The organism is Namhaeicola litoreus (assembly GCF_042679565.1).
GTDB classification, from domain to species: domain Bacteria; phylum Bacteroidota; class Bacteroidia; order Flavobacteriales; family Flavobacteriaceae; genus Namhaeicola; species Namhaeicola litoreus.
Genome location: NZ_JBHTMY010000003.1, coordinates 842,818 through 856,224, shown reverse-complemented (window position 1 = coordinate 856,224; position 13,407 = coordinate 842,818). Strand labels below are relative to the sequence as shown.

Sequence of the window (13,407 nt, the reverse complement as noted above, 5' to 3'; positions counted from 1 at the left end):
ATGAAGTATTATAGTCTTAACCGGCAAGCTCCCGATGTAAACTTTAAACAAGCTGTTGTTGATGGAATAGCGCCTGACAAAGGATTGTATTTCCCGAGCGAAATTAAAAGTTTACCACAAGAATTTTTCAAAAACATTCAAGATTATACATATAACGAAATTGCTTACCACCTAATTGAGCAATTTGTAGGCGATGAAATTCCTGAGAAGGATCTGAAAAAGATTATAGAAGACACACTGAGTTTTGATTTTCCTTTGGTGAATGTAAATGATGACATATTTGCCCTCGAACTCTTTCACGGTCCTACCATGGCATTTAAAGACGTTGGTGGTAGGTTTATGGCACGGTGCTTATCCTATTTTAATAAAAATGAGAATAATGAAGTAACCGTTTTGGTGGCAACCTCAGGTGATACGGGAGGTGCTGTGGCCAGTGGTTTTTTAGGAGTAAAAGGAGTAAATGTCGTTATTCTTTATCCGAGTAAAAAAGTAAGCGAGGTACAAGAAAAGCAACTTACTACTTTAGGTCAGAACATTAAAGCCCTTGAAGTGAACGGTACTTTCGACGATTGTCAGGCAATGGTGAAAAATGCTTTTATAGACAGGGAGATTACTTCTAAGATTAAATTAACATCTGCGAATTCCATCAATGTGGCGCGCTGGTTACCGCAAATGTTTTATTTTGCTTTTGCCTATAAACAATTGGCAAACAAAGACAAACAGCTTGCCATAGCCGTTCCAAGCGGAAATTTCGGGAATATTTGTGCAGGGATGATGGCGCAAAAATTAGGTTTGCCCATAGACCAATTTATCGCTGCAAATAATGCCAATAGTGTCGTGACCCAATATTTGGATTCTGGCAAGTACAATCCCAAGCCTTCGGTCCAGACCATTTCAAATGCCATGGATGTAGGCGATCCGAGTAATTTCATAAGGATTCAAGAGATCTATCAAAATGATTTTAATATAATAAGAGAACATTTGGTCTCTTATGCTTTTGATGATGAAACAACTAGAGCAGCCATGGAGCATGTTTATAAAAATCAAAATTATATTCTGGATCCGCATGGTGCGGTAGGCTATTTAGGCCTGGATTCCTTTCTAAAAAATAAGACGGATTGGCAGGGAATATTTTTGGAAACTGCCCACCCGGTTAAATTTTTAGATGTCGTTGAACCAGTGATTAAAACTAAAATCGACTATCCGGAACAAATTTTAGCCGTAATAGACAAACAAAAACAGTCTACAGTTATAAGTACCTATGAAGAACTAAAATCGTTTTTGCTTAACGGATAAAAGCCTCACCTATTCTAAAATAAACACCCCAGTCTTCTTTACCCACGGCGGCATCAATACCAATATTGATATTTGATTTGGGCAAAGCTGCAAAACGAATACCTGCACCGGCTGCGGGTAGAAGATTGTTAAAAGACAAATCTCCAAAATTGTTTACAGCGGTTGCTATTCCGCCAAAAGCGACAAATCCCCATTTGTCGTTTAACCAATGTCTGTATTCTGTTTGTGCGTCGTACACTTGATTCGCTCTGTTCTTCCCATTCGAATATCCCCTTAGATCATCTCTACCTACTACATTTTGACCGGAAAAGGGTACATCCCCGGTAGCCACCTGAGCATATAAACGCCACATGATCGTGTTTTTATCTTTAAGTGGATAATATTGATTGAACTGAAAATTAAAATTACTGTAGTTCGAAGTACTTCCTAATCTTTCTAAAAAATGATTGGTAACCAGCTTGCCGTTATTCCCGGAAGTTGGCGTAAACTGGCTGTTTCTTGAGTCCTTTTCAACAGTAAGCCCAAAGCCAAACAAGGTTTGATCATCCTCAGGGTTAGTGGGTAAATCAAAAGTTGTTTTTGTATTGGAAACCAATAGATTAGCCCCTACATAATAGTCTTTATATACTTTTGCAATAAATTGTGCATAGAGAAAGGCAAAGACATTATTGAAATCTACAAAAGCCCCATCTAAATTTGGTGGTAGTATGCCTGGAGGTAATTCTCCAATGACATCATTCCAATCTACAAAAGTCTGAAATTCAATAGAGCCTAATCCTCCAACCAACTTTGCTCTATATTTATCCTCTTTAAAATAGAACGTATTTGGCAAAATCAAAAACCAACTTTTATTACTGGTATAAGTTGCAATCAAGCCGCTTGAAGACAAAGGTGAAATAGTGTCCTTTTTATTGAGATGATAAAAATAACTGGCCATGCCGCCAAACATGACACCAAAACTAGTATTATAGGTAAGTGTAGGTATTGCGATAAAACTTTTCCTTTTTCCAATATCGTTTGCTTTTTGAAGAGAGTCTGTATTTCTTTCTTGGGTAAAACCCAAAGCACAAGAAAAAAAAACGAGTATAAGAAGACTAATGTTTTTCAAAAGGTTGATTTTTTTTCAAAAATAAGACTTCTTTATTTGAATCATTTAAATTTGTCTGGTTTAAATCTGTATGGCATGCTATTAAGAAAATGTATTATTATTTTTCTATTCCTTTTTCAAGTTTCCTTTTGCTTAGCGCAAAAATATACGCATCAAGATACGCTAAGAGGCTCTATCACCCCAGAAAGAATTTGGTGGGATCTTTTACACTATGATTTAAAAATAAATGTAAATCCCGAAAATAAATCTATTACGGGAAGTAATGCGATAACATACAAGGTGTTAGGAGAAAGTAACATCCTTCAAATTGATTTACAAGATCCTCTCAGAATTACGAAAGTTCTAAAAAACGATCAACCTTTAAAATACACCAGAAACGGGTTCGCTTATTTTATAGAGCTCCCGAATAAATCTAAAATTGGAAACATTCAAAAATTGGAGGTATTTTATGAAGGAGTGCCGGCTGAAAGTATAAATCCGCCATGGACAGGTGGTTTTACTTGGGAGAAAGATTTAAATGGAAAAGACTTTATCGCTACTTCCTGTCAAGGTATTGGAGCTAGTATATGGTGGCCAAATAAAGATCATATGTATGACGAACCCGATCGAGGTATGCGTTTGTCTATAACTTGTCCTGAAACTGTCATGGCCATTGCGAACGGAAGACTGGTAGATACTGTAGATAATAAAAATAGAACAAGAACCTATGTTTGGGAAGTTATCAATCCAATTAATAATTATGGAGTGAATGTTAATATTGGCGACTATACCTATTTTAGTGAAAAATACCAGGGTATAAAAGGTGAGTTAGATTGTGATTATTACGTGCTGAGCTATCATGTACAAAAGGCCAAAGAACAGTTCAAACAAGTTCCTAAAATGCTGGAAGCTTTTGAATATTGGTTTGGCCCGTACCCGTTTTATGAGGATAGTTTCAAACTAGTTGAGGTTCCTTATTTAGGCATGGAACACCAAAGTTCTGTCACCTATGGAAATGGATACAAAAATGGTTATTTAGGAAAAGACCTGAGTGGTTCGGGCTGGGGCTTGAAATTTGATTTTATTATTATTCATGAGTCCGGACATGAATGGTTTGCCAATAATATTACATACAGGGATATTGCAGATATGTGGATTCATGAAGGTTTTACCGCATACAGTGAAACTCTATATGTAGATTACCACTTCGGTAAAGAAGCGGGCAATGATTATGTGATAGGCACCAGAAAAAACATACGCAACGATAAACCCATCATTGGAGATTATGATGTAAATAATGAAGGTTCTCGCGACATGTATCCGAAAGCTGCAAATATGCTTCATCTGATAAGGCAAGTCATGAATGATGACCAGAAATTCAGGAAAATCCTGATGAGTTTGAACAAAGATTTTTACCACCAAACTGTGACAACAGAACAAATCGAAAATTATATCTCTGAAAAAAGTAAAATAGATTTTTCAACGGTATTCGATCAATATTTAAGAACAAAAAATGTACCCATTTTGGAATATAAATTAGATGGAAATCAAATGTCTTATAGGTGGGCAAATGTCGTAGATGGTTTTTCAATTCCCCTAAAAGTTTATGTAAATGAGATAGAAAAATGGATAAAACCTAGTACTGATTGGCAAATCTTGACTGATGAAGCCGACATTGAAATTTTAGAAATAGATCGCAATTTTTATGTGATTAGAAGCGAGTTAGATCAATCTAATTCGGGTAGTTGATAAGTTGAAAAGATACTCTCTTCCTTCATCAGTTTTTCTATTTCTTCAGATTTTCTGGGTGCCAGTGCCGAATAATTAACAGGTCCGTCTTTTGTGATCAAAACATCATCTTCAATTCTCACAGCAATTCCCCAGTATTTTGAATCGCAGGCACTTCCTTCCGGAATATAAATACCCGGTTCCACGGTAATGATCATATTTTCTTTAAATGATCCTCTGTTGTTGAGATCATGAACATCTAGACCAATATGATGTGATGTACCATGTGGGAAATAGGTCCTTCCTTCTTTCTCTTCTTTGATGATACCTAAATCGATCAATCCTTTATTAATGACAGCCCGCGCAACAGAGTCTATGATTTTACTATTATTTCCAATCATAGCGGCGTTGATTCCTGCTTCTTGAGCCTCGTAAACCAAGTCGTAAATTTCCTTTTGTTCTTTGCTAAATTTACCGTTTGCCGGAATGGTTCTGGTAACATCTGCCGTATAACCGTGGTATTCTGCTCCTAGATCCATTAGAACAAGATCCTTCCCTATGTTTAACAAATCATTATCGATATAATGCAAAACACAACCGTTGTTCCCGGCGCCAACAATGGATGGATAACCTTCATATTCTGCCCCGTATTTTCTAAACACATATTCATGAATACCTTGAATTTCCATTTCAGACATTCCCTGATGCATGGCTTTCATCACTTCAATCTGACCTAAACACGATATTTCAACGGCCTTTTTTAAAAGCACGAGTTCTTCTTTGGACTTTATTTCTCTTAAACTAGCCATTAGAGGCTTCAATCCGTTTTTATCAATATTCGTTTTTAATGTGGGTTGCTGATCAAAGCTGGCACTGGCAGAAAACGTATTTAAATCTATTTTACTTTTAAACTGCTCTATCAATGTAAATAGATTGGCCTTTTCGGCCTTGGTATCCCTTACATCATTTCTAAACGGTTCAAACATTACTTTGTCGAAGGTTGAGAAATCAATTGGGATATTGATAAAATCTTCCCCATTATACACTGCAGCGAGGCCCAATTCTTTTAAAACCCCTTCAACACCAAGTCGTTTACCGTTCCATTGCTCTAACCTTTGATTGCGCTTTTGTACGTAAATAAGTTCATTTACTTTTTCGCCTGCGATGAGTTGTGGTTCAGAAAAAATAAGTAGGACAGAATGCGGTTCTTTATAACCTGTTAAATAATAAAAGTTAGGATCTTGATGGTAAATATAATCGACATCATTCGCTCTATTTCTAACCGGATTGGCAAAAAAAACAGCTACACTGTTCACCGGCATGGATTGTCGAAGTACCTCTCTCCTATCTTGATGAAATTCTGGCTTTAAGAAATCATCAGGCCTGTTGCTTTGCGCATAACTCAATGAAAAAACAATGAAAAAAATAAATTTACAAAGTTGAAAATAAAATGGTTTGATGCGCATATAGAGCTTTTGTTTAAATAAATTCAACTGAATTGTCAGTATTCTGTAAATTTGCAAAATAAAATGAAATAAGATGAAAAAAATCCAACTAAATCAAATTCACGAATCTTTAGGTGCAAAAATGGTTCCCTTCGCAGGTTACCTGATGCCAGTGCAATATGAAGGGGTAAATTTAGAACATGAAATGGTGAGAAATGGTGTCGGTGTTTTTGATGTGTCGCATATGGGTGAGTTTTTGGTAGAAGGAAAAAATGCCTTGGATTTGATTCAGTATGTCACTTCAAATGACGCTTCAAAATTACAAATAGGAGACGCCCAATACAGTTGTATGCCAAATGATAAAGGTGGAATTGTTGATGATTTGATCGTTTATAGAGTGAAAGAAAATACTTACCTCTTAGTGGTCAATGCATCAAATATTGAGAAAGATTGGAATTGGATCAATGAAAAAAATAGCTTTGGTGCGGAGTTAAAAAATCTTTCAGACCATTATTCTCTGCTTGCGATTCAAGGTCCTAAAGCAATCGAAGCAATGCAATCACTCACTTCTATCGATTTAGCTTCCATTCCATTCTATAAATTTAAAATTGGTGATTTTGCGGGTATTGAACATGTAATCATCTCGGCTACTGGGTATACAGGTAGCGGTGGATTCGAAATTTATTGTAAAAACGAAGAAGTAGAAAAAGTTTGGAAAAAGGTTTTTGAGGCTGGAAAGGAATTTGATATAAAACCAATTGGATTGGCTGCCAGAGATACATTGCGTTTGGAAATGGGATATTGCTTATATGGCAATGATATTGATGATACAACTTCTCCGATTGAAGCTGGCCTGGGTTGGATTACAAAATTTAGTAAAGAATTCGTCAATTCGAAAGCGCTATTAGAACAAAAGGAACAAGGGGTCACTAAGAAATTAGTGGCATTCGAATTATTGGAAAGAGGGATTCCTCGAAAAGATTATGAGCTTGTTGATGGAAAGGGGCAAGAAATTGGTAGAGTAACATCAGGAACCATGAGTCCTAGCCTTAAAAAGGGAATTGGCATGGGTTATATAGCGAGCGAAAATGCCAAAATGGGAGAAACTATTTTTGTAAGGATAAGAAATAATAACGTTCCTGCCCAAATTGTAAAACTTCCTTTTTATAAAGGTTAAAAGAAGATACGATTGTTACAATCAAGAGTTTAAGCTTATCAGCCATCAATTCATTGGTATGTATTTTGAATTGAGAAAAATAGCAGATAATCGATCTATATATTTTTTAATCCGTTAAACATTTAAGTGAAAATCTGGATCAAATTGATCTCTTTTCTTCCCTTCTATATGTTTAAAAAACTCGTGAAAATGTTGAAAATCAATTTTTTCATCCCCTGTTAAAGTATAAGGCTCAGCTACAACAATTTCTTTCTTCCCATAATCAAAGCCACACATAACCACCGGAATTTGAGCACCTTTGGCGACATAATAAAAGCCTGTTTTCCATTTTGAAACACTTTTCCTCGTACCCTCAGGTGATAGGGTAAGTACAAATCGATCACTCTCCTTAAAGATTTTAATAATCGCCTCAACTCTGCTCTCACTTTTACTGCGATCGACAGGTGTTCCTCCCAAAGCACTAAAAATAAAACCAAATGGCGGTTTGAATAATGTGTGCTTAGCGATATAATTAGCTCCTAATTGTTGACTGTAATTTACAAATACACCAACAGGAAAATCTACCCAACTTGTATGCGGAGCCACAATGATGATATATTTTTTGAGTTCGGTAGGAAAACGGTTCACAACTTTCCAACCCATCACCTTTTCTAACATAAATTTGGAAAGACTTTGCATATCTTATAAGAGTTTGTTGACTTAATTTTGTAATATAGTACCTCGATACAAATGACTAAAATATCGATAATTTTCTTACCATGACTGAAGATTATGTTTTTCTCTATTTTATTTTGATTTTCTTCTTAGGTGTTTTACTGACCTATTTGATTTTTAAAGTGATGACTGATCGAAAAATAACTTTACAACAATCTGTGATTGAAACCCTTAGTTCAAATGAAAAAAAGCTTATTCTAAATATAGAAGAATTAGCAAAACAATTAAACGGTGAGAGAATAAAGAATGAATCGCTTGTCATTGACCTGACAAAGACAAATGCAGAGTTAGATTATGCACGTCAAAAAATGCATGAACAGCTCAAGGAAATGGAGCAACTGCAAGATAAATTTAAAGATGAATTTGAGGTCTTGGCAAATAAAATTTTAGAAGAAAAAACCAAAAAATATACTGAGACGAATAAAGAAAACTTAACACAGATTCTTGATCCTCTCAAAGAAAAAATTAAGCATTTTGAATCAAAAGTGGATAATATACATCGCGATACAATCGATCGACAATCTGCTTTAAAGCAACAAATTTCAGGCTTGATGGAACTCAACGAAAGGATGAGTAAAGAAGCCCTTAATTTAACCAAAGCACTCAAGGGAGATCAGAAGAAGCAAGGTGATTGGGGAGAGTTTCAACTCGAAACACTTTTAGAAAGATCCGGATTAAAAAAGGATATTCATTTTAGCACCCAGGCAAGTGAAAAGGATGAGGAAGGCTTATTAAAAAGACCTGATTTTATCATTCATTTGCCCGAAAACAAGTGCATGATCATAGATGCAAAAGTTTCGCTGGTAGGTTATGAATTGTACTACAATGCTAGCTCTGCTGAAGAAGAAAACGAAGGTTTGAAAAAACTAATGCTCAGTATCAAAAATCATATCAAAAATTTAAATCAAAAACGGTATGAGGAACTCTATGGATTGCAAAGTCCAGATTTTGTATTGATGTACATCCCTATAGAGCCTGCTCTTATGGTGGCACTTAAAAATGATAAAAATATTTTTCTGGATGCTTTGCATAAAAATGTTGTATTGGTCTCTACGTCTACGCTTTTGGCCACGATGTCTACGGTTGCCACCATTTGGAAACAGGAAGATCAAAAACAAAACGTCATTGAAATAGCCAAACAGGCAGGAAGTTTATATGATAAATTTGAGGGCTTTATTCAAGATATGATGAAAATAGGAAATCAACTCAATGCCTCCAGAAATAGCTATGACAGCGCCATGAATAAACTCTCTACAGGTAAAGGGAATATCGTAGGAAGAATAGATCAACTCAAAAAATTGGGAGCCAATGCACAAAAATCATTGCCTGAAAATTTAGTCAGAAAAGCGTTAAACAATTAATTTGATTATCAACACAACATATCAACCGGAACGCTATTTCAGAAACGGGCATCTTAATACGGTCTTCCGTACGCTTGCCCATCAGCTCCAATTGAATTATACACGAGAACGGATAAACACACCGGATGGTGATTTTCTCGACCTCGATTGGGTGGTAAGGGAAAATGAAGATCTCATAGTAATGATTCACGGATTAGAAGGTAGCGCGCAATCAAAGTATATAATTTCTTTGGGAACAAAAGCGATTGAAAAAAAATTTGATGTTTTAGCCATGAATTTGCGGGGATGTAGTGGAGAACTAAATAGATTGTACAAATCTTACCACAGCGGAGAGACAGAGGATTTGCAATATGTTTTAAAAGATATCATCAGTTCAAAAAAGTATAAAAGGATATTTTTAGTGGGCTATAGCTTGGGTGGAAATCAAGTTTTAAAATATTTGGGTGAAACGCAAAAGTATAATCCCATTTGCAAGGCGGTAGCCGTTTCGGTGCCATGTGACTTACATGCCTCTTCCGTTGAAATATCTAAACCTAAAAATTTCATCTATTTATATCGCTTTCTAAACTCTTTAAAACCGAAGTTGATAAAAAAGAATGAAGTGCATTATCCTGAATTCAGTGAGACCATCGTTAAAGAAATAAAGAATTTTTCGGATTTTGACAATCTCTATACAGCTCCTGCACATGGTTTTAAAAATGCGGTGGATTATTACCAACAAGCGAGCAGCAAACCATTCATTCCTTTCATTAAAAAAAACACACTGATAATTTCAGCCCTGGACGATCCATTTCTCAGTAAATCCTGCTTTCCTTTCGAAGAAGCCAATAAAAATGACTTCGTTTATTTAGAGGTTCCAAGTTTCGGCGGACATGTAGGTTTTAATGTACAACTCAATTACAAAAAAGATTATTGGCTAGAAAACAGAATACTTCATTTTTTTAGAAGCAATTAGGGTGATTTTTTACAGTTTAACAAAGAGCAGATTATTTATATTTGTCCAAAATTCCTGATTTGATCATTCGATATCTTTTTATTTATTTATTCCTTTTTTCATCGATAATTTTCGGACAATCTTTGCGGAATTATTCTAATGAATTCCTGAACTTAGGAGTAGACGCCGCCTCATTTGGTATGGGTAAAGCGGTGATTGCCTTCTCCTCAGATGTGAATTCAATTTATTGGAACCCAGCTGGATTGGTCAATATAGTAGACATCGAAGGTTCATTGATGCACGCCGAATATTTCCAAGGAATAGGAAAATATGATTTTGCAGCATATGCTCAACCTATCGATACAGAAAGTGCTATTGGCGTTTCGTTGATTCGTTTTGGTGTAGATGATATTCTTAACACTACTGAATTAATTGATAATCAAGGCAATATTAACTATGATAACATCAGCCTTTTTTCTGCGGCTGATTATGCTTTGACATTGGCTTATGCTAGAAAATTACTCCTATCCGGAATCAGTCTGGGGATTAACGGGAAAGTGGTGCATAGGCAAATTGGCGATTTTGCTTCTTCTTGGGGCTTTGGATTGGATGCCGGTCTGCAATATCAAACTAAAACAGATTGGAAACTGGGCCTCATGTTCCGTGATTTGACAACCACATTTAACGCTTGGTCTATTGATGAAGATGAATTTGCAAAAGTACAATCTGCAATTCCCGGAGCGAATGATCAGAAACCGGAGACCATAGAACTTACGAAACCAAAGGCACAACTAGGAGTAGCTAAAAAGTTTGAATTATTCAGAGATTTTAACTTGTTGACTGAATTTGATTTAAATATGAGATTCTACGAAACCAATGACCTCATCTCTACCTCATTTTTAAGCATTGATCCTGCATTTGGTTTTCAGGTGGATTATATCGATATGGTGTTTTTGCGCGCCGGAGTGAATAATTTTCAACAACAGTTAGAATTTAATCAGAATAAAACCATTGCGTTTGAGCCTAATTTTGGAGTAGGCTTTAGGTATTCCGGCATACAGATTGACTATGCTTTGGCAAATATTGCTGGTTTAAATGGAACCTTGTTTTCAAATATATTTTCATTAAAGTTTGATTTGAGTTACTTTCGTTAAATGCAAAGAAATTTTTTAGTTTTAGCCTGTTTGATCTGCTGGTTGTCTTCATTTTCTCAGTCAGTAGAACTATCCGAAAATGCAGAAATAAGTGTCATCACCTGTGGCCCTGGTAATGAATTGTATTCTACTTTTGGTCACAGCGCTTTTCGAATACAAGATAAAAAACAAGATATCGATAAAGTATATAATTATGGTACCTTTAATTTTGCTACCCCAAATTTCTATGTGAAATTCGTAAGAGGGAAATTATTATATGAACTCAGAGCTTATCCTTTTTATAATTTTCTGAGAGGTTATAGAGATGAGAACCGATGGGTAAAGGAACAAATCCTAAATTTAAATCTGCAACAAAAACAGGCCATTTATGCCTTTCTGGAGGAAAATGAAAAACCGGCAAACAGAGGATATAAATACGATTTCTTCTATGACAATTGTTCTACAAAAATGTATGAGGTTTTGGAAAAGACCTTAAATGATCAACTCGTTTTTGACAGTAATTATGAGCCAAACGATTATACCCATAGGGAATTGATTCAACAATATCTGGGAAATTTAAAATGGAGTGATTTCGGGATAGATTTAGCCTTAGGATCGGTGATCGACCGTACGATTTCCCCAAAACAATACATGTTTTTACCCGATTATGTCCTAAAAGCAATGGATCATGTAAAGCTTAGATCAGATAAGAAAGAAATTCCTTTGGTGCGAGAATCAAGGATTTTACTTCAAAGCCAGCCGCAAGAACAAGAAAAATCGCTCTTTACTCCTTTGCTTGTCTTTAGCTTGTTAGCTCTTCTGGTCATTTTCATCACCTATATGGATTATAAGAAAAAGACGAGAAATAGCCTTTTAGATATATTAATTTTTTCGATCACAGGTTTGGTAGGTGTATTATTACTAGTACTATGGTTTGCTACAGACCATACAGCTACGGCAAATAATTTCAACATTCTCTGGGCATTTGCACCGAATATCTTTTTTGTATTTCTTCTAAACAAAAACACGAAACTTCGGGTTTATTATATGCTTACTTTACTTGTTTGCCTCGATCTTTTGCTAATCATTTGGTCATTGAAAGTGCAAATTTTTTCTGTTGCACTAGTTCCTATTTTAGTGGCGCTCTACCTGAGGTATATTTATTTGTGGGTTTATTTTAAAAAGAAAAATTCTATCAAATAGCATAAAAAAAAGACCTCCATAGGGAGGTCTTTTTCGTATGATGTCAATTTAATTTCTTAGTTCAAAGAGTCATAAATAGCTCTCATTTCTTTATACTTATCATCATTCTCAGTGTTTTCGTATAAACTCATAAGGGTTCTAACGATATCCTTATCATTTGGTTTGATGCTATTGGCTTTTTCGTAAACAGGGATAACTTCTTTATATAAAGCCACTTGTTTTGCCTTAATTTCATCGTATTTCTTAAAATTACTTAAGTTCTGATTCATTTGCTCTACTAACACCTTATCAGCATCCAACATCGCAGATCCTAGGTTGATATAAGCATCTGTATAATTTGGATCTAATTCGATGGCCTTTTTGTAATAACCTTTTGCTTTTTCCATATCACCTTGCTCTGCGCTAATCACACCCAAGTTGTAATAAAGAACATGGTTATTAGGATCCAAACTGATAGCTTCCTCCATTAATTTCGCAAACTCTTCTTTTTGACCTAATTTAATGTGCAAATTAGCTTCAGTTAAAATTAAACCAACATCTTTTGGATCAACTTTTCTTGCATCTTGAACAGCAGCAATCGCTTTTTCAGCATCCCCTTGCTCAACATAAGTAAATGCAATATTTTTTATGATGGTAGGTCTTTTAGATTCTGTATTGCTGATTTTAAAATCTGTATAATTTTTTGACTTTTTCATTAAGTCCATTTCTGCTTTTGAAGCGAAAACTTCTCTTTCATTAGTTTCAGTATTCATGGCAGAATATTCGGTAGTGATTCCCGTATAACCCAAATCTTTAAGGGTAGTAAAGTACTCCAAAGCTAAATCATAATCTTTGTCCAAATACGCAGCATTCGCGGCATATTCTAAGAATACTGTATCTTTTGGGCTCAAAGCAAATACCTCATGCAATTCTTTCTTAGATTTTGTATAATCTCCATTTTGATAATCTGCGATCCCCTTTGCCGAGATATCAGAAACCAAGGTGTTTAACTCACTGGCAGCCAAATCAGTATATTTCGAACCTTTTACATTACTTTCAGTAGAAACTAAATTACTGTATGCTTCTGCTGTTTTATCGTAATACTCTGCACTTGTTTTTGCCAAACCTCCATAGGTCATAAATTGGAGATAATAAAAATTAGCTTTGGTTTTATCATCCATAGACCCTACCATTCCCTCTAATTGTTCAATGGCAGTTTTTGCCGTTGCATAATCACCTGACTTAATTGCTTTATCAGCAGCTTTTAACTCATTCTTTTGGGCAAACGTTGCTAATGAAATCATCATCATTACCAACATCATAAATGTTTTCTTCATTTGATTTAATTAT

11 protein-coding genes are annotated in these 13,407 nt (G+C 35.3%); 7 read left to right on the top strand and 4 right to left on the bottom strand.

What is annotated here, in order from left to right:
* Nucleotides 1–1,296, top strand: a complete 1,296-nt coding sequence (thrC, locus tag ACFQ39_RS11095; protein WP_377178976.1) for a threonine synthase — start codon at nucleotides 1–3, stop codon at nucleotides 1,294–1,296.
* Here thrC and ACFQ39_RS11090 read toward each other — a convergent pair.
* Nucleotides 1,286–2,404: a BamA/TamA family outer membrane protein gene (locus ACFQ39_RS11090; protein ID WP_377178975.1), complete on the bottom strand. Its 1,119-nt coding sequence runs from the start codon at nucleotides 2,402–2,404 to the stop codon at nucleotides 1,286–1,288. The two genes, thrC and ACFQ39_RS11090, sit on opposite strands and share 11 nt — an antisense overlap.
* Nucleotides 2,405–2,479: 75 nt before the next feature.
* Between ACFQ39_RS11090 and ACFQ39_RS11085 the strand changes: the two genes are divergently transcribed.
* Nucleotides 2,480–4,132, top strand: a complete 1,653-nt coding sequence (locus ACFQ39_RS11085) for a M1 family metallopeptidase (RefSeq protein ID WP_377178974.1) — start codon at nucleotides 2,480–2,482, stop codon at nucleotides 4,130–4,132.
* Here ACFQ39_RS11085 and ACFQ39_RS11080 read toward each other — a convergent pair.
* Nucleotides 4,111–5,577 carry an aminopeptidase P family protein gene (locus ACFQ39_RS11080; protein WP_377178973.1) on the bottom strand — a complete coding sequence of 489 codons (1,467 nt, stop codon included), beginning with the start codon at nucleotides 5,575–5,577 and terminating at the stop codon, nucleotides 4,111–4,113. The genes ACFQ39_RS11085 and ACFQ39_RS11080 overlap by 22 nt on opposite strands.
* A gap of 73 nt (nucleotides 5,578–5,650) precedes the next feature.
* Here ACFQ39_RS11080 and gcvT point away from each other — a divergent pair, with 73 nt between their 5' ends.
* On the top strand, nucleotides 5,651–6,733 hold the full coding sequence (gene gcvT, locus ACFQ39_RS11075) for a glycine cleavage system aminomethyltransferase GcvT (protein WP_377178972.1): 1,083 nt from the start codon (nucleotides 5,651–5,653) through the stop codon (nucleotides 6,731–6,733).
* Between the two features lie 114 nt (nucleotides 6,734–6,847).
* Here gcvT and ACFQ39_RS11070 read toward each other — a convergent pair whose 3' ends face one another.
* Nucleotides 6,848–7,411, bottom strand: coding sequence for a 1-acyl-sn-glycerol-3-phosphate acyltransferase (locus tag ACFQ39_RS11070; protein ID WP_377178971.1), 564 nt, complete (start codon nucleotides 7,409–7,411; stop codon nucleotides 6,848–6,850).
* An 80-nt stretch (nucleotides 7,412–7,491) separates the two neighbouring features.
* Between ACFQ39_RS11070 and ACFQ39_RS11065 the strand changes: the two genes are divergently transcribed.
* From ACFQ39_RS11065 to ACFQ39_RS11050, 4 genes are all read left to right on the top strand, one after another.
* Complete coding sequence (locus ACFQ39_RS11065) at nucleotides 7,492–8,808, top strand: DNA recombination protein RmuC (protein ID WP_377178970.1); 1,317 nt, start codon at nucleotides 7,492–7,494, stop codon at nucleotides 8,806–8,808.
* Nucleotide 8,809: 1 nt separating this feature from the next.
* The gene (locus tag ACFQ39_RS11060) at nucleotides 8,810–9,763 is read left to right on the top strand and encodes a YheT family hydrolase (RefSeq protein WP_377178969.1); all 954 of its coding nucleotides are present in this window, start codon (nucleotides 8,810–8,812) and stop codon (nucleotides 9,761–9,763) included.
* A 62-nt stretch (nucleotides 9,764–9,825) separates the two neighbouring features.
* Nucleotides 9,826–10,896, top strand: a complete 1,071-nt coding sequence (locus ACFQ39_RS11055) for a putative type IX sorting system protein PorV2 (RefSeq protein ID WP_449289253.1) — start codon at nucleotides 9,826–9,828, stop codon at nucleotides 10,894–10,896.
* A complete protein-coding gene (locus ACFQ39_RS11050; protein ID WP_377178967.1) occupies nucleotides 10,897–12,078 on the top strand; it encodes an Lnb N-terminal periplasmic domain-containing protein in 1,182 nt (393 codons plus the stop codon).
* Nucleotides 12,079–12,134: 56 nt separating this feature from the next.
* Here ACFQ39_RS11050 and ACFQ39_RS11045 read toward each other — a convergent pair whose 3' ends face one another.
* A complete protein-coding gene (locus tag ACFQ39_RS11045; RefSeq protein WP_377178966.1) occupies nucleotides 12,135–13,394 on the bottom strand; it encodes a tetratricopeptide repeat protein in 1,260 nt (419 codons plus the stop codon).
* Nucleotides 13,395–13,407: the final 13 nt, after the last annotated feature.

Bases quoted from the DNA above. Each gene is read 5' to 3' on its own strand.
- ACFQ39_RS11065 (WP_377178970.1), top strand. From the start codon at position 7,492: ATGACTGAAGATTATGTTTTTCTCTATTTTATTTTGATTTTCTTCTTA.
- gcvT (WP_377178972.1), top strand. From the start codon at position 5,651: ATGAAAAAAATCCAACTAAATCAAATTCACGAATCTTTAGGTGCAAAA.
- ACFQ39_RS11085 (WP_377178974.1), top strand. From the start codon at position 2,480: ATGCTATTAAGAAAATGTATTATTATTTTTCTATTCCTTTTTCAAGTT.
- ACFQ39_RS11070 (WP_377178971.1), bottom strand. From the start codon at position 7,411: ATGCAAAGTCTTTCCAAATTTATGTTAGAAAAGGTGATGGGTTGGAAA.
- ACFQ39_RS11045 (WP_377178966.1), bottom strand. From the start codon at position 13,394: ATGAAGAAAACATTTATGATGTTGGTAATGATGATGATTTCATTAGCA.
- thrC (WP_377178976.1), top strand. From the start codon at position 1: ATGAAGTATTATAGTCTTAACCGGCAAGCTCCCGATGTAAACTTTAAA.
- ACFQ39_RS11050 (WP_377178967.1), top strand. From the start codon at position 10,897: ATGCAAAGAAATTTTTTAGTTTTAGCCTGTTTGATCTGCTGGTTGTCT.
- ACFQ39_RS11080 (WP_377178973.1), bottom strand. From the start codon at position 5,577: ATGCGCATCAAACCATTTTATTTTCAACTTTGTAAATTTATTTTTTTC.